The sequence below is a fragment of the Roseimicrobium gellanilyticum genome (assembly GCF_003315205.1).
GTDB lineage: Bacteria > Verrucomicrobiota > Verrucomicrobiia > Verrucomicrobiales > Verrucomicrobiaceae > Roseimicrobium > Roseimicrobium gellanilyticum.
In genome coordinates this window covers 224,162-244,640 of record NZ_QNRR01000008.1, presented here as the reverse complement: position 1 = coordinate 244,640, position 20,479 = coordinate 224,162, and the positions used below count along the sequence as shown (strand labels likewise).

General features: G+C 60.7%; 13 protein-coding genes. 9 read left to right on the top strand and 4 right to left on the bottom strand.

Annotated features, from left to right (window positions below; all coding sequences use genetic code 11):
• The first annotated feature begins 10 nt into the window (after positions 1-10).
• From DES53_RS21330 to DES53_RS21315, 4 genes are all read left to right on the top strand, one after another.
• Entirely contained in the window at positions 11-1,690 is a 1,680-nt protein-coding gene (locus DES53_RS21330; protein WP_113960342.1) for an FAD-dependent oxidoreductase, read from the top strand.
• Between the two features lie 14 nt (positions 1,691-1,704).
• Entirely contained in the window at positions 1,705-2,520 is an 816-nt protein-coding gene (locus tag DES53_RS21325) for an HpcH/HpaI aldolase family protein (RefSeq protein ID WP_113960341.1), read from the top strand.
• A gap of 10 nt (positions 2,521-2,530) precedes the next feature.
• On the top strand, positions 2,531-3,361 hold the full coding sequence (locus tag DES53_RS21320; protein ID WP_113960340.1) for a polysaccharide deacetylase family protein: 831 nt from the start codon (positions 2,531-2,533) through the stop codon (positions 3,359-3,361).
• Between the two features lie 289 nt (positions 3,362-3,650).
• The gene (locus DES53_RS21315) at positions 3,651-6,905 is read left to right on the top strand and encodes a nucleoside hydrolase (RefSeq protein WP_113960339.1); all 3,255 of its coding nucleotides are present in this window, start codon (positions 3,651-3,653) and stop codon (positions 6,903-6,905) included.
• A 248-nt stretch (positions 6,906-7,153) separates the two neighbouring features.
• Here DES53_RS21315 and DES53_RS21310 read toward each other — a convergent pair whose 3' ends face one another.
• From DES53_RS21310 to DES53_RS21300, 3 genes are all read right to left on the bottom strand, one after another.
• Positions 7,154-7,921 carry a class I SAM-dependent methyltransferase gene (locus DES53_RS21310; protein WP_113960338.1) on the bottom strand — a complete coding sequence of 256 codons (768 nt, stop codon included), beginning with the start codon at positions 7,919-7,921 and terminating at the stop codon, positions 7,154-7,156.
• 99 nt (positions 7,922-8,020) lie between these two features.
• Positions 8,021-9,040, bottom strand: a complete 1,020-nt coding sequence (ahr, locus tag DES53_RS21305; RefSeq protein WP_113960337.1) for an NADPH-dependent aldehyde reductase Ahr — start codon at positions 9,038-9,040, stop codon at positions 8,021-8,023.
• A gap of 103 nt (positions 9,041-9,143) precedes the next feature.
• Positions 9,144-10,724: a hypothetical protein gene (locus DES53_RS21300; protein ID WP_245958227.1), complete on the bottom strand. Its 1,581-nt coding sequence runs from the start codon at positions 10,722-10,724 to the stop codon at positions 9,144-9,146.
• A gap of 153 nt (positions 10,725-10,877) precedes the next feature.
• On the opposite strand from DES53_RS21300, the gene DES53_RS21295 reads away from it, so the two are divergent.
• Positions 10,878-11,303 (top strand): OsmC family protein, encoded by a 426-nt coding sequence (locus DES53_RS21295; protein ID WP_113960336.1) that lies wholly within the window; start codon positions 10,878-10,880, stop codon positions 11,301-11,303.
• Between the two features lie 75 nt (positions 11,304-11,378).
• Here the strand turns inward: DES53_RS21295 and DES53_RS21290 are convergent, their stop codons facing one another.
• A complete protein-coding gene (locus tag DES53_RS21290) occupies positions 11,379-13,973 on the bottom strand; it encodes a CehA/McbA family metallohydrolase (RefSeq protein ID WP_113960335.1) in 2,595 nt (864 codons plus the stop codon).
• Between the two features lie 202 nt (positions 13,974-14,175).
• Between DES53_RS21290 and DES53_RS21285 the strand changes: the two genes are divergently transcribed.
• The 4 genes from DES53_RS21285 to DES53_RS21270 all read left to right on the top strand — a co-directional run bounded on the left by DES53_RS21285 (position 14,176) and on the right by DES53_RS21270 (position 20,357).
• Positions 14,176-15,276, top strand: a complete 1,101-nt coding sequence (locus DES53_RS21285; RefSeq protein ID WP_113960334.1) for a patatin-like phospholipase family protein — start codon at positions 14,176-14,178, stop codon at positions 15,274-15,276.
• 64 nt (positions 15,277-15,340) lie between these two features.
• Positions 15,341-16,870 carry a phenylacetate--CoA ligase family protein gene (locus DES53_RS21280; RefSeq protein ID WP_113960333.1) on the top strand — a complete coding sequence of 510 codons (1,530 nt, stop codon included), beginning with the start codon at positions 15,341-15,343 and terminating at the stop codon, positions 16,868-16,870.
• 75 nt (positions 16,871-16,945) lie between these two features.
• On the top strand, positions 16,946-18,223 hold the full coding sequence (locus DES53_RS21275) for a thiolase family protein (protein WP_113960464.1): 1,278 nt from the start codon (positions 16,946-16,948) through the stop codon (positions 18,221-18,223).
• 34 nt (positions 18,224-18,257) lie between these two features.
• On the top strand, positions 18,258-20,357 hold the full coding sequence (locus DES53_RS21270; RefSeq protein ID WP_113960332.1) for a 3-hydroxyacyl-CoA dehydrogenase NAD-binding domain-containing protein: 2,100 nt from the start codon (positions 18,258-18,260) through the stop codon (positions 20,355-20,357).
• Positions 20,358-20,479 lie beyond the last annotated feature (122 nt).

Sequence of the window (20,479 nt, the reverse complement as noted above, 5' to 3'; positions counted from 1 at the left end):
TCTTTCCCTTATGAATCGCCTTCTTCTCTCATTGGCCACCGCCGCCTCGTGCATCGGTGCCGCCTCTCTCGCCCCCGCGGCTGACGTTCCTGCCACTCCAAATCCCGGCCTGCGCTACTACTACCCCGTGCCTGCGGCGAATCCGGCTCAGACCATCCAGGTGGACGTGTGCGTCTACGGCGGCACCCCCGGTGGCGTGGCCGCAGCGACCCAGGCGCATCGCATGGGAAAGAAGGCTGCGTTTGCCGTGTTTCGTCGTCACGTGGGTGGCATGACCTCAGGCGGTCTTACCGCCGTGGACGTGGGAAATGCGCGCTCCATCGGCGGCATGGGCGCCGAATTTCTGAAGAGCGCCAGCACCGCGAAGCGTGAAGCCATGAATGATGTGAGTGGCGAGTTGGGCTTCCGCCCTTCCCAGGCCGAGACCATCTTTCGCAAGATGCTCAGCGACGCCAATGTGCCCGTATACTACGAGCACCGCCTCAAGACCGTGGAGAAGGACGGCACCCGCATCACCGCTCTCGTCTTCGAAAACGGCAATCGCATCGAGGCGAAGATGTTCATCGATGCCACCTACGAGGGCGATCTCTTTGCCCGCGCCGGAGTGAAGTACTTCGTGGGCCGCGAGGACAACAGCGCCTATGGCGAAACCGTGAATGGCTTCCAACTCGCGCGCACTCACCAGTTCCGCTTCGCCGTGGATCCGTATGTGAAAGCGGGCGACCCTAGCAGCGGACTCCTCCCAGGCATCACCGGCGGCCCTCTCCCCGCTCCCGGCACCGGCGATAAACTCGTGCAGGCCTACAATTTCCGCATGTGGGCCGTGAAGGCCGCCGATGGCATCGCCTGGCCCAAGCCTCAAGGCTACAACCGTGGCGACTTCGCCCTGCTCGAGCGCTACCTTACCACCGACCTCAATGCCGAGTGGAAGTTCACCTACGGCAGCGGCCCGGTGAAGCTGAACATTGGCGACTGCAACAACGCCGGCCCCATCTCCACGGACTTCGTCGGCGCCAGCAATGACTGGCCGGATGCGGACTATGAAGCGCGTGAAAAGATCTTCCAGCAGCACGTGACCTACCAGCAGGGCATGATGTGGTTCCTCGCGCATGATGAGAAGCTGCCTGAGAAAGTGCGCGAGTTCACGAAGAGCTTTGGCCTGCCCAAGGGCGAATTCGCGGAAACGAACGGCTGGCCGCATGAGCTCTACGTGCGCGAAGGCCGCCGCATGGTCTCCGACTATGTGATGACGCAGAAGAACTGCGACAGCCGCGAAGTCGTGCCGGATAGCGTGGGCCTCGCGAGCTACACCATGGACTCCCATCACACCTCCCGCGTGCTCGTGGATGGCAAGGTGAAGGCGGAGGGCTGCATCGAGATCAAGGTGCCGCATCCCTATCCCGTCAGCTATCGCAGCATCGTGCCGCGTGAATCTGAGTGCTCGAATCTCCTCGTCTCCGTGTGCCTCTCCTCCACGCACGTGGCGTACGGCTCCATCCGCATGGAACCTGTCTTCATGATTCTCGGCCAATCTGCCGCCACCGCCGCCGTACAAGCAATCGATGCCGGAGTGACTGTGCAAAAGGTGGACTACACCAAGCTCCGCGAACGTCTCGTCGCCGACCACCAGGTGCTCGAGTGGACGAAGGAGATGCAGGAAGCTGCTGAGAAAAACAAAAAGAAAAAGTAACACGACCTTGTGAAATGAACGCCCGCGAACTCTCCACCGCTCTCCACGAGGGACAGCATGTCTTTGGCACGCTGATTGTCTCCCCCTCCCCACGGTGGCCGGAGGCGGTGCGGAGTTGCGGGCTGGACTTCGTCTTCATTGATACCGAGCACATCGCGCTCGATCGCGAGCAACTCTCGTGGATGTGCCAGATCTATGCCGGCATGGGTCTGGCACCGCTGGTGCGCATCCCCTCGCCCAGTCCCTATGAGGCCACCATGGTTCTGGATGGTGGTGCCGCAGGCATCATCGCGCCCTACATCGAGACTGCCGCGCAGGTGCAGGCCCTGCGCGGTGCGGTGAAGCTGCGCCCCATCAAGGGTGGAAAGCTGCAGTCCATGCTGGAGGGTGCTGCCGCAGAGCCCGTGTTGCACGACTACATCACCTCCGCCGCTTCCGACCGCATTCTCATCGTCAACATCGAGAGCCAGCCCGCCATCGATGCGTTGGATGAGATCCTCGCCGTGCCCGGCCTCGATGCCGTGCTCATCGGCCCTCATGATCTCTCGTGCAATCTCGGTGTGCCCGAGCAGTACGACCATCCTGACTTCCTCGCCGCGTGCGAGACCATCTTCCGCAAGGCGCGTGCCGCTGGCATCGGCGCAGGCATCCACTTCTGGGGTAGCATTGAGCAGCAGGCCCGCTTCCTGAAGCTGGGGGCCAACCTGCTCATCCACAGTGCGGACATCCTCCTCTTCAAAAAGCACCTGCCGCTCGAGCTTGCCGCGGTGAAAGAAGCCGCAGGCATCAGAAATGTCTCGAAATCTGCGACAGCGGAGATCAACATCTAGGCCACCTTGCATGAAGCCGCTTCCCTTTCTCGCCATCGTCACTGCCGCACTGGCCCTCTTCTCCGGCGCTGGCGGTTCTGCCCAAACGCCCGCCGGCAATGACACGGCCAGGAAGCCCCTCGCGGTCGTCCTCAAGCTTGATGACCTCGTGAAGGGCGGCAAGCCCCCCACCGCCACCGTCTCGCCCCGCTTCCAGCGCACCACGGACTTCCTCGAGGGTGAGAAGCTCAAGTATTCCTACGGCATCCTCTGCGACTCCCTCGAAGGCGATTGCCCCGCCTACGTCGCCTGGATCAAAGAGCGAGCTGCCAAGGGCTACATCGAGTTCTGGCACCACGGCTACTACGCCCGCCTGCTCCCGCAGGAGATGAAGGTGAATGGCCGCACCGCCGAGTACATGGGCGGCACCCCCGAGGACCAGGCCGCCATGTTCCGCAAGTCGATCGACCTCATGAAGCAGAAGACCGGCATCGAGATGAATGCGTTCGGTCCGCATAGCACCGCCATCGATGGCACCACCTACAAGGCTCTGGAAGGCATCCCGGAAATCAAGATGGTCTTCTACTACGGCCCGCCCAAGGACGTGCCCACGAGCAAGTTTGTCTTCAAGCGTCTCATGGAACTGGAGAAGCCCCTCTTCGTTCCCAATCCGGAGAACGTAAAAGCCACCTACGAGCAGAAGAAGGACACCGTGCCCTACTTCGTGATCCAGGGCCATCCCAACCAGTGGGACGACGCTCGCTTTGAGAACTTCAAGAAAGCCGTCCTCTACCTCCGCGACCAGGGCTGCCGCTTCCTCACCCCATCTGAACTTCTCAAGGAACAGACCGCGGCAAAGTAACAAGCGAAGGGACCAGACGTGGTGGTCCGCACACTCCGTGTGCGGTCAGTAGCAGGTGGAGAAAAGAGGGCATCGCACCTCAGGTCTATGACGCAGCCCACCTGTTGACCGGTAGGGGGCTGCTGCGTCGGCCTCCAAATTTCCGTGGGCGGAGGGGGTGTGGAACAGCGTGCGGCACGCACCACCCTCAGGTACTTCGTCCACTTCCGCGTCCTCTGTTCAGGAATCCAGCGTAGCGCTCTCATTCCTAAAAGACCCGTCCACTTTCTCCGTATCATCGCCATCACTCATGACGGCGACTCTCTCTTTTTTGCCCCGCCTTTCCAGAATCTCACTGCTGGCAGCAACCTTCCTCTCACTCGCTCCGGCACAGGGCCAGGCGCAGACCCCGCCCCCATCGTCCGTCCCGAAGATTCTCTTCGACACCGACATGGATACCGACTGCGACGACGCGGGTGCCATGGCCGTGCTGCACGCTCTTGCGGATCGCGGAGAGTGCGAAATCCTCGGTACGGTAGTCAGTGTCACCCACCCCGGTGCCGCGCCCACGGTCGCCGCCATCAATGCCTACTACGGCCGCCCCCATCTTCCCATCGGAGCTCCGAAGAAACATGGCACCAGCCATCCCTCCAAGTATGTGGATCAAATCACCCGGGAGTTCCCCACCGCACTCAAATCCACCGCCGATGCGCCTGACGCCGCCCTGGTATACCGCGACATCCTCGAGAAGCAGCCCGACCATTCCGTGACCATCGTCACCGTGGGTTACCTCACGAACCTGGGAAACCTCCTGGAACTCCCCGCAGAAGGCACCCGCCTCTCCGGAGCCGACCTCGTGAAGCGCAAGGTGAAGCTCTATGTGTGCATGGGCGGCAACTTCATCGGCTCACCTGCGAAGGATGACCTGAAGCTGGGCAATGTGAACTTCCAGCGCGAGCCCGCCTCCGTCTTGAAGGTGATTCGCGAATGGCCCACCCCCATCGTCTTTGCCGGTCGTGAGGTGTGTTCCGTGCCTAGTGGTCTGCAGATTGGCAAGAGCCTTGCGAAGACACCCGCGAACAATCCCGTCCGCCGCTCCTATGAGCACTACTTCGGCGGCACCGCGAAGGACCGCCACGTGGCGGATCTTGCTTCCGTGCTCTACGCGGTGCGCGGTCAGCGGGACTATTGGGACCTGCAGTCCACGGGCTTCATGGATCTGAAGGACGACATGACCTTCGAGTGGAAGTCCGAGCCGGACAAGGACCAGTCCTACCTGCTCAAGAAGAAGGACGCCTCCGGGAAGCCCAATGACCGCTACATCGAATCCGTGCTGGATGAACTGCTCATCCAGCCTCCCACGACTGTCGGAAAGCCGCAGGACAAGAGGACCGGCGACACGAGCAGTGAAGAACTCATCAAACAAGCGGGGAATGCGCAGGATGAGACCGAACGCCAGCGCCTGCTCAGGGAGCTTTCGAAATCATCTACCGCCAGCCCTTCTCTCCAAGCCGAAGCAGCCACGCTTGCCGCGTTTGTTGAAAAGTGGAATCGCAGCGGCCTGAAGTTCTACGGGAAGCAGTGGGATGCCTACGACTTCGGCATTCCCGAGAGCTCGCCCCTGCACGTCATCACCGCATTGTATCAGGGCCGCATGCGTGCGTGGCAGTTGATCGAGAACAGCACCATCCGCAGCCATCCCGTAGAGGGGCCAAAGCTGCATCAGCGAGCCTGCGAAGACTTTCGCCGTTACCAGAAAGCCTTCCCGCAGAATCCCATCCCCGGCATGTATCTGGGAAAACCCATCCCATGGTTGAATTCAGTCTCTCAAACATCCTTTGATACAAATTCACTTCCTGATACACCCGATGCCCCCGAGTGGGCCGTGCTCCAACGCGAGCAGATTGAGCGCCTGCGGGAAATCATCCACTGGTGGATCGATAACCGTCAACGCGAAGACGGCCAGTTCGGCGGCGGCTGGGGCGACGACTGCGAAATGTGGCGCTGGTGGGCCTCCGTGCTCTTGGGCTTTGACGACAAGAAATCCCTCACAGCCCAGCTCAAGTTCTCCAAGTCCGCCATGAACCGCCCGCATCTCAAGGGCGGCTTCAATCAGGAGATCACCGATGTGGAGCACGCCGCTGAGGACACCACCGACAATCTCATTCCCCTCATGGTGCTGGAGCCGCAGCAAAAGCGGTGGAAGGATTGGGCTCTGAAGATGGGCCCCTTCATGCGCGATGCTTGGACGGGAAAAAATGAGCGCGGCCAGCTCCAGTTCAAGAGCTTCTACTTCAGCGCCACGGGCACCAGTCCCGCTCCGGCTCGCGCATTCGATGTGATGGCCGACGTGGGAGCGCTGCATCCCGCCTTCCTCATCTGGCAGCAGCAGAATGATGCGGTGCTGGATGACCTCCTTCCCGCATGGCTGGACACCTGGGTGGATGCCACCGCCCGCGCAGAGAATGGCAAGCCCGCCGGCATCCTCCCGGCCTCCATCCGCTGGCCCGATGGTGCCACCGCTGGCGCGGAGAAGCCGTGGTGGGAACCGGTGAAGCCAGGTGGCTACATGCACTCCTACTACATCTGGCCCAGCGTCATGACCGAGCTCACGGATGCGATGGTCATCGCCCACGTGAAAACCGGCAAGGACAAGTACCTGCAACCCCTGCGCTCCATGGCCGCCATGCGTCTGAAGTGGCTGAAGCAGAAAGAACCCAGCCATGCGAAGCCCGGCAGCGACGCCTGGTGCGCGGAGAATCTCGGCCCTCGTGAAAATGCGAACAGCAACTTCGGCGCTCTGGTGAAGTCCCTCGCCCGTTGCAAAGCCCTGACCGGCACCACGGAATTCGATGAACTGCTCGCCCTGGAAAGCGCCCAGCACACCCTGCGCTCAGACGCCACGGGCCGCGAAGAGATCACCGCCGCCCTGCGCGACAGCGCCAAAGCTCTGCGCGTGAACTTCCCCGGCTTCACCAGCGAAGTGCGCTCGACAGACCGCGTCATGCGCTTCGCCCAGTTCCTCGCGGAGGATTACAAGTTTGATGACTACAAAGGAGTCACCCTGCCCAAGCACGAACTGCTCTACCGCATGGTGAGCGGCGATACGAATGCACCCCGCTTCCCCCAAATGGCCGTGCGCTGGGTCACTCCCGCGCAGGACATGGCGGTGTTCGTAACGAAGGCGAATACCACCCACCTCACGGCAGAGTTGTTTCACTTTGGCGAGGAAGATCGCTTTTTCGAAGCCGAACTCCGCCTGCTGAAACCCGGAAAGTACAAAGCAATGCTGGAGGAAGGTGGAAAAGAAGAACCGCTTCCGGCATTCGACGTAATCGCGGGCACCTTCTCAAAGCTCCCCATCAAACTCCCCCCCTGGAACGCTCGTAACACTGAAACTTCAGCCCGCCAACTGAAGATCACTCGCCACCTCGCAGAGTTCTCAAGTCGATATCACTCTCATGTGATCGCACGCTGCCACGCGCTTGCCACTAAACATTGCGACGCAACGAACTTGGACTGCTGGAGCTTGCTCCAGCTTTCCGCAGGCAGCTTGCTGCCGTGAAGCCAGCATCAACACGGCTATCCTCCACCAGACAAAAATGCTCGACAGCTTCTCGCAGAGCAAGCTTCCGCACCTCAAATCACCATACCGCGTGCACCACCGCTTAGACCACTCCCCCACCTCAGTCTCCGAAGTTCCTCTGCGTCTCTGTGTTTGATTCGTCCTGCCGTCCTCACCCTTCGGGCTGCTTTGCAGTCGTCTCGCTCCGCTCGGCGCTGCGTTGAACTCACTGCACGTGACCACACCCCTCACCGCCCCAAATGCACCCACGTGTCATAGTCAATCGCCACCTTGCCCTCGACCTCATACTCCCGAAAAATCCTCTCCAGCTCCGCCATCATCTCCTCATGCCCCGCTTGCCCCACCGCAGGTGCATAGGAAGAAGACAGCAGCCGTCCCTTGAGCCCATCGTAGTCGAAGTACTGCGCGTTTGGAAATGATGTGGAGCTGAACTTCCCATCGCGAAAAAAGCTCGCGAGCACCTTGTCATCCACGAGCTCGTGCCGCACCTGTCCGTAGTCCGTGGCATGTTTTAATAACAGCGCCTCATACGCTACGAGGAAGGGCGTAGAATCCACCTTGCGCACATTCCAGATTAACGCGACCCAACCTTCCGGTTTCAGGATGCGATCGAACTCCGCCCGCGTCGCCTCTCCCGCGAACCAGTGAAACGCCTGCGCCGCCACAACCAGATCCACCGAGCGCTCTGGCAATGTCGTGGCCGTCGCAGCTCCCGCCACGCTGTGAAATCCCGCTCTACCACTCAGCATCAACTCCGCCGCCGCACGCATGTCCGCATTCGGCTCCACCGCGTGCACGGTGCATCCTACCTGCAGCAGAAACTCCGCCGAGATGCCCGTGCCCGATCCGATATCCGCCACCATTGACCGAGCACTCAGCCCCACCTTCTCCCGCAGCAGCTCCAAGATCCCATCCGGATACCCAGGACGATACTTCACATAATCCGCCACACGGTTCGAAAACCGCTTCTCAGGGTCACGGGATACGTCAGACATGCGTCAAAGTCATTGAGGGGGGATATGGCGGCACCCACCGCACTACTCCATTACTCCATTACTCCATTACTCCATTACTCCATTACTCCATTACTCCCATCAGCCCAAGTCGTTCTTCAACACCACGCGATAGCGTGCTTTCCCCGCGCGCACATGATCCAGCGCCTCGTTCACCTGGCTCATGGGAAACTCCTCGGTGATCGGCGGAATCTTATGCCTCGAAGCGAAGTCCAGCATCTTTGCAACCGTAGCCGGACCTCCCACCGGAGAGCCTGAGATGCTCTTCTGCCCTCCAATGAGGGAGAACGCTCCCACCGGGATGGGCTCCAACACTGCCCCCACCAAGTGGAGTCGTCCCTTCGGCGCGAGACTGCTCAAAATGGCATCCCACGGCATGGCGACATTCACCGTGCTGATGATGAAATCGAGCGATCCTGCAATCTTCTTGAGCTGGGCCTCATCACGCGAGTTCACAATCTGGTGCGCTCCCATCTTCATCGCCTCCTCCCTCTTGGAATCACTGGAGGTGAAAGCAAAGACCTCGCAACCCCACTTGCTGAGGAACTGCACCGCCATGTGACCGAGTCCACCAATGCCAATCACACCCACACGATCCGTCGGCCGCACTCCAAACTGCACAATAGGATTGAACACCGTAATGCCTCCGCAGAAGAGCGGCCCGGCGCTCGCGCCATCCAGCTGCTCAGGCAGGAGTGTGGCCCACGCCCAGTGCGCACGCACCCGATTGGCAAAACCTCCGTGGCGATTCACGATGGTGCCCTCACCATTCGGACACAGGTTGTGATTTCCCGAGAGACACTGCGCACAGTGCATGCAGCTTCCCGAAAACCAACCAACTCCCACGCGCTGCCCTACCTTCAGTCCCTTCGCGTTGCCCCCCACTTCCACGATGCGTCCCACGACTTCATGCCCCGGCACCAGGGGATAGGCGGACATCCCCCACTCGTTGTCGATCATGGAAAGGTCACTGTGACACACGCCGCAGTACTCCACGGCGATTTCCACCTGCTCGTCACCCAACGGACCCGGGTCGAAGGAGAAGGACTCCAGTTTCTTGCCTTTTTCGAGAGAGGCAAATCCGTGAAAGCTGCTTTTCATGGGAAGAATAGGCTGAGGTTGAATGAACCCATCGACCACGGCCTGCCGCAGCCTTCAGTTCAGATTCGATACGGACCACCAGTAGAGTCCGGTCATACAAAACTCACAAGCCCTTTAACATTTCCAGCGCCCGCTTCTCAAACAGCGCCTGCCACTCCGGCGCGACCAAAGTGTCACAATCCTCCTGCGCATAGCCTGTGTTGTTCCGCTGGGCCACCGTAGGCGTGTAGTAGATGTAGCCATTCGTGTACCCTGCGACAAAGCAGTGCGGATGTGGAGCAGCCTTCTTGATGTTCAGCCCCACCTCCACCGTCACCTCCCCGGGGAAGGTCACCAGGCGAAACTCTCCCACCCTCACCGAAGCCATCTCCACGTCCAGCGTGGTGTTACCTGCCGCCACAGTCTGCGCCTGATGCTTCTTCAGCAGCGCGAGATTCGCATTCAGTCGCGTGAGCTTCTCCATTACCTCGATGTTGTGCAGATATGCCTCGATGCTCGCGCGGTTGTCCGCATCCAGGCGCGTGTAGTCCTCCCTGCCGCCATCCTTCTGTCGCAGGTATTGCTGAGCGTGCGCCGCAGGCTGCTCGGGAAAAAGACGATGCTGCATCAGCAGGGGCAGAAAACTTTTGAAGTTCAGATTGGTCCCACGAAGGGACCTCGTGAGCTTCACCTGCTCTGCCTCATTGGCCGCGATACGGCGCTCAAAGTCTGCCGCGCGTGGCAGCGCCAGCGTCGTGCTCGCAATGCCCAACGACTCATCCGCCCTCGTCTTCATCTCCCTCACGGCACGCATCACACTGAGTCCCAGCATCGTGCCCAGCGGCTCCGCCTGCGGAGGGTGCGCCACGCCCTTGTAGCCAATGGGATTGATGTCACCGCCACAGCCCTGCACAAACAATGCCACCGCGCCATTGCCAAGCTCCTCTTCAATCACCTTCGAAGCAAAGCCGGGATAGTCCGCCGAGTTCCCCGTGCTGGGCGGGTTCATGATGGGATGGCACGCAAAGTTGTACACCACCGCCATCGCCTTCCCATCGGCATGGTCCACACGCAGAATCCCTATCTCAGGATCAATCGGCCCCACCGCCTTCACATCTTCATCTCGTGGCAGCGGGTAGGCACGGCGCATGTCCACCTCGCTGCCATCCTTCATCTTGATGCGGCGATTTTCACTGATGCGCTGCTCACTGCCCCTGCCAGCAGCGACATGTGCTGGCGCCATCTTCTGCCATGCCTCCTTCACCGCCTGCACCGTGAGCGCAGCCGTGTCCGGTCGCGGCACTCCATGGCAGTGGCTTGCATTGATGATCACGCTCTCCGGCGCGATCCCGAGTTCCCTCTTCAGCTCTCCACGCACCGTGGCCAGGAATCCATTGCCAATGCGGCCTATCTCACCCATCGAAACCACGTCCAGCGTGATGATCACCACCACAGTTTTCTCGCTCTTGAGCACCAACGCCTTCGCATAGAGCGGGTCATTCACCACGGGCACCGTCCGGTCCGTGATTTCTACACGCGCAGCTCCTGCCTGCAGTGTGGCAGCCTGGGTCGCTGTGCTCGCCACACTCCACGACAACAGGCCCAGCATCAGCCCCATGAACAACCTCACCACACTACCGTAGCCTGCGGCTCTCTCGCCGACACTGGACCCATGACGGCCGGGAAAAAATGGAATTCGGGACATGGCGGATGAACTGCTTGATGAATCAAGATGCAGACTGCGGAAGTCTGACCTACCCGGCCCGCTCCGCCTTTCTTTCACGTCCAACCTTTTGAGGCAAAACTGACGACAAAAAATTGCAGCCAATTCCAGCGACTCATGCGATGCTGAAAAACCATGAAACAAAAAGCATCAGCAATCTGGAACGGCGGTCTCAAGGACGGAAGCGGAACCATCACCACGGGTTCCGGCGTGCTCTCTGGTGTCCCCTACTCCTTCCGCACCCGCTTCGAGGGTGAGAAAGGCACGAACCCCGAGGAGCTGGTCGGTGCAGCGCATGCCGGATGTTTCTCCATGGCTCTCTCCATGATTCTCGGCCTGGCAAACATGACACCCCAAAAGATTGAGACCGAGGCCACGGTCACGCTGGAGAAGGTTGGCGATGGCTTCCAGGTCACCGCAAGCCATCTCGACGTGAAGGTCACCATCCCTGGCGCAGATGAAACCGCCTTCCAGGAAGCCGCCGAAACCGCCAAGGCGAACTGCCCCATCTCAAAGCTGCTGAACGCCAAGATCACGATGACTGCCACGCTGGTGGCGTAGTTCAGACGCGCATCTCTCTGTCACGGAGGCAGCCCGCAAAGCTGCCTCCTTTTTTGTTGATTCAAGCCACCTCCACTACGAGCCCTTCTTCGCCCCCGGCGCGGCAGCAGCGGGAGCCCCATTCGGCGCCGGCGCTTCCGGCTTCGGCTCGGGCGGCAGGCCCAGCTTCTCGCGTACGGTATCCACCGTCATTCTCGCCACGGGAATGTCATAGCCCAGCGTGTCGCCATTCGCCTGGAATCCATTTCCGTCCACATCCACATAGATGGGCGTGTGGTAGGCCATGGGGCGCAGGCGCGCCTGGTCACTGCTGCCGTAGCCGGTCTTCAGGTCACCCTCTTCTTCTACAGCCACCACGATGAGGTGCGCGTCCTTCTGCAGCGGCACGGTGATGGTCTGGTCAAACTGCACCACACCATCCTTGAATATCTCAGGATGTGATTTGCGGGTGAAGTTCAGCGTCGGCTCCTTGCGCGAGTTCACCAGCACCTGGATGCGGTCAATGTTCACCCAGTCCGTGCACTGCACCTTTACCTTCAGCTGCACCACCCCATTCACACGCACGTCATCACCCGGCACCTTTCCATCCGCCGTGGTGACGTTGAGGAAGGGTCCGGTGGTCAGGAAATAGTGCCCCGCTTTCGCCTGCGCCGCGAGGTCACCGGTCCAGTCAATCTTTGCGGGTTCATCCGTCTTGCTCGGCAGGTACATGCGCCAGCCACCCACCCCATTGCCGAACACCGTATGCGCATCTGCCACCGCCACCGGCTTCACCCGGAAGCCGGCATTGAGAAGCTGCAGCCAGATGAACTGGCGCACGTAGCTCACCTTCGTGGCGAGGGCACCCTTGGGACGATTCAGCGTCCACGGGGAATCCGCGAGAATCCCATCGCCGATGAAGTTCTCCGTCTCCATGCCATCCACCATGGCTTCGATGCCCACGAGGCCGCCGTCCGGCTTGCTATCCAGATTGCGGTCATTGAAGAGGAAGGCGTTGTCCGGATGATTCACCTGCACCCAGCGATCCACGCGTTCGCCCTGCCAGCCACGCAGTGTCAGCGCCGTGATGCGCGCATCCAGATTGTACACGGGTGCACCATTGTCCTGAAGGAAAGGCTCCACCGTCAGCGGAAAGCAATTGAGGTGCGCCGCGCTGCCCGTGAGCTCCATGCCCACCACAGTCTGGATATCATTCTGTAGCCCCAGCTTTTCAATGAGAGGCCGCCAGTCGTAGATGCGGTTGTGCTCCGTGGTGGGGGCAAACTCGATGTGTTCAGCAGCGATATTGATCAGCCGATCGGGTGTACCGCAGATGTTGTCCCCGCTCTGCGTGGAGTGGTTGTGGAAGTCCGCGCTCACCCAGCCGGTGCTGTCCACCAGCCTCTTCAGCGTGCCCTTCACCTCAATCTCCTGCCCCGGAGCCAGCGTCACGTCCTGCGCCAGGTGGCTGTGCTCGATACCACGCGTCACCACCACTCGATAGTTCCCGGCCGGCACCTGCACGGTGAAGTCACCACGCTCGCTGTGCCATTGATCACGGCAACCATGTGCCCTCATCGTAGGACCAAGGTCCACCGGCTGCGTCTCTCCTTGTGCGAGGATCTGCGCCTTGCAGGGGATGCTGCGCCCCCTTTCATCCGTGATGGTGAACTTCAGCTTTGTCGCAGATTCCAGGGCCGCACCGATGGACGCTGTCTTTCCGGAGGCGATGCTCACCTCCTGCGTCACCGCCGGCCGTCCCATATCCTCTACCACCACCGTGTGCCTGCCTGCGGGGAGCGCCAGCTTCACCTCCCCCTTCTCGTCCGGGTATCCCTTGAGCACATTCTTGTCATCCACCAGCGAAACAGAAGCCGACAATACTGGTTGCCCTGCCTTGTCTGCCACCTTCACCGTCAGCATGCCTTCCTTGCCCTCGCGCTTCTCACGCACCCGGCTCCAGGCCTCCGCCGGAGACGTCCCCACCGCCAGAAAGCGAGCCCACGTCACCTGTTCACCCGGTACCAGCTCCACTTCCTCAGCGGGTGGCTCTTTCTTCCAGTCTTCCAGGGGGAGGTTCGCATACGCATAGCCCGCCTTGTCCCGGGGGTCTACCGCGTCCGCCCACTGGATGCCATCCTTCTGACCGCTTTCGTTGAAGCGGGTCCAGGCATCCTTGGTCTTCGCTTTTGTTTTTTCCTTCCCCTCGTTGCGCAGAGTCGTGATGATCCAGAGACCATGCTCGCCATCTCGCACGCGGTACTCATGCCGCTCGTAGAGTCCTCCATTCTTCGCTGCGGTGATCACCGTCTCCACACCCGCACTGTTTGCATCATCCTCCGCCACCACCCGCACCCAGGAAACCTGCCCCTTCTGCCCCGTGGGTCCGAAATAAATGAGCTGGTCATTCTGCGCCCCCACCAGCGTCAGGTCATAGAGGCAGCCGGGGGTCACGCCATCCGCCCCGTAGAAGGTGCTCATGTTCGCGCGCCTCAGGGGGGCATTCTGGGATACCAGCGCCACGATCTTGTCATTCTTCAGGACAAAGTCCCCGCGGATGCCATCCGCCTCCTTCCCTTGGGGCAGCTCGCCCTCCTGGCCTTCGCCTATTTCAAACGAATCCGCAGCAGGGACAGAGGCCGTCAATGACAGGCAGGCCAGAAGGGTGGAGAGAGTGCCGGAGGTGCGCATGGCACCTTTTCAAACGCGGCAACCCGCCGGAAACAAGCAAAAACTTCGTTTCGAAAACTTGCTTCCCCATCTGTCATATTCGCGTGTCGTTTGACAATGGATTCAGACATTTTGTCTCACACCATAACTCGGTGTTTTACTTCTGATTTTTTGAATTTTGAAGCGACCCGCATGTCTAACATAGTGAACCCCCACTACAGTCATGCGCGCCTCCTCGCCCATACTGCGCTTCCCGTGGTTTAGTATTGACGGACTGCTGAAGCGATTTCACGACCCTGCTCCCGCCTCGGCCCAGGACCCTCCCAGAATCGGTCTGGCACTCTCCTGCGGCGGTGCGCGAGGCCTAGCACACATTGGTGTCATCCAGGTCCTGGAGGAGGCACAGATACCCATTTCTGTCATCATGGGCAGCAGCATGGGGGCCTATGTAGGCACCCTGTGGGCCGCCGGGGTTTCCGGACAGGAGCTTACCAAGCTGGCTGCTGAGATCCGCGATCGTCGTACGCTGATGCGTTTGATGGATCTCGCCCTGCCTCCGCTCAAAGGATTTCTTCGAGGCCACAAAGTCCGCAAGCACCTGGAACGCACCCTGGGGGACATGACCCTGGGGGACCTTGCCAGACCCGTGCATGTGGTGGCCACCAATCTCGACACGGTGTGCGGAGAGGTGCTTCCTGCCTCCACCCCGGCTGCGGCCGCGGTGCAGGCGAGTTGCGCCATTCCCGGCATCGTGTCACCGGTTTTACTCAATGATAAACGCTGGATCGATGGCGGCGCTGCGGAACCCCTTCCCGTGGAATTGCTGCATAAGGTCGCGGATCTGGACTATATTATAGCCGTGAATGTGATGCCCACTCTGGAAGACATCTCTTCCAGCAAGATGCAGAGCTATCCCATCCCCCCGCCCATCCCGTCCTCCATGATGTCCCGTTTCTTTGGGACACTCAGCCGGAACCTGAACCTCTTCGCCTACGGTAATGTACTGGATACCTTCAAGCGCTGTCTGACGAGCTCGCAGCTCCGCGTCATCGCACACGAAGGCGCCCGTGCCGACGTGCTCATCCACCCCTTCTGCCAGGAGTCACGCTGGTACGACTTCGAAAACTTCAACCGCTATATAGAATCGGGCCGCACCGCCGCACTGGAGGCACTGCCGCAGATTCGGAGGCTGCTCCAAATCCCGCGCCCCGAGGCGCCCTCCCCCTTGGAGCAGTCGCCACACCCAGGCATGGTGCTGGGGCCGAATGATCAGAAGGCAGGCTATGCAGTCGCCGCAGCTGCCGAGTGCGGCCAGCCGGAATGATTCCCATCATTTTGTATCATGTATCAACATCGCCATCAACCCAACCTCATGAACGACAACAGCCATGAAACCATTCCTCTCCTCTCCACTGTGGGACGCCGGGACTCCGGAGTTCTGGAAAGCCTGGCAAGTCCGCCGCCTCCGCGAATACCTGAAACATAGGGTGCTGCCCTTCTCGGCGCACTATCACAAGATGTTCGAGGAGCACGGGATTCACCCGGATGACATCCGCTCCTTCGAAGACTGGGCAAAGGTCCCGCTCTCCAGCAAAGGTGACCTCGCGGGCAACCGGGAAAAGCAGCGCGAGTTTGTGCTCATTCCTGATCAGAAGGTCCTGAAGCGCGAGCCGCGCACGATCTTCAATGCCATCTTCCACGGCAGGCAGTATGCAAAGGACAAGCTGGAGGCGGAGTTCCGCCCCATCCTGCTGACCAGCACCACAGGCCGCAGCAGCGACCCGGTGCCTTTTGTATACACGAAGCATGACCTCGCCCACCTCGAGCTCGCAGGCAAGCGCATCATGGAAGTCGGCCGCAGCGACCGCGAGTACCGCCATGTGAATATGTTCCCTTATGCGCCGCACCTCGCCTTCTGGCAGGCGCACTACGCAGGACTGGGACTCGGTACTTTCATGCTCTCCACCGGTGGCGGGAAGACTCTCGGCACGGAGGGGAACATCAATCTCATCGAGCGCATCCAGCCCGATGTCATCATCGGCATGCCCACTTTCATGTATCACGTCCTGCGTCAGGCCGTGGAGGAGAAGCGGCGCTGGCCGAACATCAAGCGTATCACGCTCGGTGGTGAAAAGACACCCCAGGGGCTCCGCGCCAAACTGCGCGAACTCTGCGCCCAGCTCGGCTCGCTCGGTGTGCACATCATCAGCACCTACGCCTTTACGGAAGCCAAGATGGCCTGGCCGGAATGCCCCACCATGCCTCATGAAGGCGCGAGTGGATTCCACCTGTATCCGGACCTCGGAATCATCGAGCTCATCAATTCCAAGACGGGAGAAGTGGTGCCGGATGGCACGCCCGGTGAAATCGTCTACACCTCGCTGGATGCCCGCGGCACCGTGGTGCTGCGCTATCGCACCGGCGACATTGCCGAAGGCGGCATCACGTGGGACATGTGTCCGCACTGCGGCCGCCACTGCCCGCGCCTCATCGGCCCCATCTCGCGTGTGAGCGAGGTACGCAGCCTGAGTCTGGACAAGCTCAAGGGCACCCTGGTGGACTTCAACATGCTGGAGCATCTGCTCGATGACCAGCGCGGTGTCGCCGCCTGGCAGATTGAGCTGCGCAAACGCAACGATGACCCGCTGGAGTGCGACGAGGTGCTGCTGCACGTGACACCTGACGACGCGGTCAGCGAGAGCACCTTGCGAGAGCACCTGAACCGCCGCTTCCTGGAGGTGACCGAGTTGAAGCCGAATGCCATCACCTTTCACCCGCTCGCGGAGATGCGTGACATGCTCGGCGTGGGCCGGTTGCTGAAGGAAGAAAAGCTCGCGGACCGTCGCCCCAAGGTGGGCACAGCCAGCTCTGCGCCCTCGTCCCCCTCGCCGTCCTCACAGCAGTCGTCTGTGAAGTGATCTGCTGAGGCGTCCAATTCCCATCGGGGGCGCGAGCCCCTGATGGCAGGATCCAATTTCACCCTGATCTTTCCCATGAAATCTCTGGTTATTCTCGATGGTGCCAGGACACCCTTCTGCCGCTCTGGTTCCGCTCTCTCGGAAATGCATGCCGCGGACCTCGGCCGACTCGCGGCTTCAGGCGCGCTTATCCGAAGCGGCTTCGATCCTGCCTTGGTGGATGAGACCATCTTCGGCTGCGTCGCCCAGCCGGCGGATGCAGCGAATATCGCCCGCGTCATTGCCTTGCGCACTGGCATCCCGAAAGAGAAGCCCTCCATGACGGTGCACCGCAACTGTGCCTCCGGCATGGAGGCCGTGACCACCGCGCATCAGAAACTTGCCGCGGGACAGGGCGAAGTTTTTCTCGTCGGTGGTGTGGAGAGCATGTCCCAGATGCCACTGCTCTTCCGCCATGAAGCAGCACTGAAGTTTGCCATGCTGGGGCGGGCAAAGACCTTCGGCTCCAGGGCTCGCGCCATGGCGGCCTTCCGTCCGCAGGACTTCATGCCGCTGCTCGCGCTGAAGATGGGCCTCACCGATCCCGTGGCCGAACTGAACATGGGGGAAACCGCTGAAGTACTCGCTCGCGAGTTCGGTATCACACGCTCAGAGCAGGATGCCTTTGCCGTGAAATCCCATCTGAAGGCGGCGGCGGCCGCAGCATTCCTCGCAGAAGAAATGGTGCCCGCCTTCTCCGGCACGCGCGAGGTGAAGGCCGTGATGCAGGACAATGGCGTGCGAGCAGACAGCTCCGTGCAGAAGCTCGCGAAATTGCCTACCATCTTCGACCCGCTCACCGGCACGGTCACCGCGGGCAACTCCTCACAAATCACAGACGGAGCGGTCGCTATGATCGTATGCAGCGAGGAGAAAGCATCCTCACTCGGCATGCAGCCGCTGGGTCGCATGGTGAGCTATGCCTACACCGGTTGTGATCCGGAGCGCATGGGCCTCGGTCCAGTACAGGCCAGTGCGCTTGCACTGCGCCGTGCTCGCTGGACGCTGGCAGACGTAGATCTTATGGAGCTCAATGAAGCCTTCGCCTCGCAAGCATTGGCTGTGTTGAAATGCTTCCGCGATCCAGCCGCAGCAAAACGCGCTGGTCTCGATACCCCTCTGGGTGAGGTTGACGAAGCGCGGCTCAATCCTCAAGGCGGCTCCATCGCCCTCGGCCACCCCGTCGGTGCCACAGGATCTCGACTCATCCTCACTGCCCTGAAGCAACTCAAGCGCACCGGCAAGAAGCGCGCCCTCGTCACCCTCTGTGTCGGTGGCGGCCAGGGCGGCGCCGTCTGCCTCGAATCCCTCTGAAATAAGCCATTCCATCTCTCCACCCCTCACCCCCATGGACCTTTTCGTACTCGATCCCACACAGGACCCGGTGGAAGACACCATCCTGCGCCCGCAGCCTGCGCATGCGCATCGTGTGCATCGCACGCAATGTTTCCACCACGAGGTGGATGCAGACGGCATCTGCTGGCTCACCTTCGACACGCCGGACTCCGCGGCGAACGTGTGGAACCTGGACACGCTGGATGAGTTCGACTGCCACATTGAGGAGTTGCATCGCGATACGGACATCCGCGCGCTCGTCATCCGCAGCGCAAAGGACCGCGTCTATGTGGCCGGCGCAGACCTGAAGGCCGTACAGACTCTGCCTCAGGATGAGCTGAACGAATTGCTCTCCCTGGGCCAGGACGTCTTCACACACCTTGAATCCCTGCGCATTCCGAAGATCGCCCTCATTCACGGCGCCTGCGTTGGCGGCGGTTTTGAAATGACCCTCGCCTGCGACTGGCGCATCGCCAGTGATAGCGATGCCACACGCATCGGTCTGCCTGAGACACAACTCGGCCTCGTTCCCGCCTGGGGAGGTTGCACACGATTGTCGCGCCTCATTGGCCTGCCAAAGGCCATGGACCTCATTGTGCGTGGCAAGCTGCTGAAGTCGAAACACGCCAGGCGTCTCGGCCTAGTGCATGAAGTCGTGCCCGTGGAGAACATGGAAGCCCTCGCCCGACGCTTCGCCTTCAAACCCACCGGAGCGAAGAAGCACCACTTCCACTTCACTCAGGTCTGGCCCGTGCCGCAGTACCTGCGTCTGCGGGCGAAGGCGATGATTCATGGCAAGTTCCCCTGGACGCGCAAGCATGCTGCCGCGCCTGTGAAGGCCGTGGAAGTGATCACCCGCGGCGCAGCAAAGTCCTTCGAGCACTCACTCGCGCTGGAGCAGCAGGCCATTCGTGAGCTCACCGCGACAGATATGACCCGCCGCTTCATCGGCGCCTTCCTGCGCAAGGAGGCCGCGTCGAAGAAGCTGCCCAAGGCATGCATTGGCGCCAATCCACGCCCCGTGATGAACACTGCCGTCATCGGCTCCGGGGTCATGGGCTCAGGCATTGCGTACACCATCGCGGGAAAGGGCACCCGCGTGCTCATGACGGACACCAAGCCGGAATTCCTCGCTCGTGGCATGGGCAACATCCAGAAACTTGTCTACACGGGTCTGAAGAGTCACGCCCTCACCCGCAAGCAGGCTCGTGAAACGATGGATCGCATCGGCACCACCGCTGAAAATGTCCCGCTCCATCGCATGGACGTCATCATCGAAGCCGTGGTCGAAGACATGGCGGTGAAGAAAAGTCTCTTCAAGGAGCTCGCCAGCCGCTGTCATGAAAAGACCGTGCTCGCCACGAACACCTCCGCGCTCTCCGTGACTGAGATGGCGGCGGACGTTCCCAATCCTGAGCGCGTCATCGGCCTGCACTTCTTCAATCCCGCCCACCTCATGCCCTTGGTGGAGGTGATTGTGACAAAGCACAACACGCCCGAGGTCATCGCCACAGTGGTGAAGTTTGTGCAGTCGCTCGGCAAGACGCCCATCCTCGTGCAGGACCGTCCCGGTTTCGTGGTGAACCGCATCCTCATGCCCTACCTCCTGGGCGCAGTACAGCTCGCCGAAACCATGCGCGATCCCTGGGCGCTGGATGACGCCATGACCGAGTTCGGCATGCCGATGGGACCGCTGCGCCTGCTGGATGAGATCGGCTTCGACGTCGCTCTTCACGTGGAGAAGACCATGCGTGACGCCTTCGGCGATCGCATCCCGCGCTCCACGCTGCTCACGAGCATGGTGCACGCCGGCATGCTGGGCCGAAAGAATGGCCGCGGCTTCTACCGCGCCTTCGGCAGCAAGGCGGGTGACCAGCCCAATCCCGAGGTGATGAAGCTGCTCAGACCCCGAGCACTCTCCGCATTCGCCAATACGGATGCCATGGCAGAGCACCTGAACGGCCTCATGCAGAAGGAAGCCGCGCTCGTGCTCGAAGAAGGCGTAGCCTCCAGCGCCGGAGACATCGAACTCGCCATGATGCTCGGCTCCGGCTACCCGCCTTTTCAGTCCCTGTTCCCCTCCCAATCGAACCCATCCCCACAAATAACTTAACACTTGTTTAACAAATAAATCGAAACAAAATTTCCAACCCTCACCCGCTCCTTCTCATCGAATCCCCATCTGCGCCCTCTGCGAAATCTGCGGTCAACTCAGTCAGCCCCACAACGGCCACA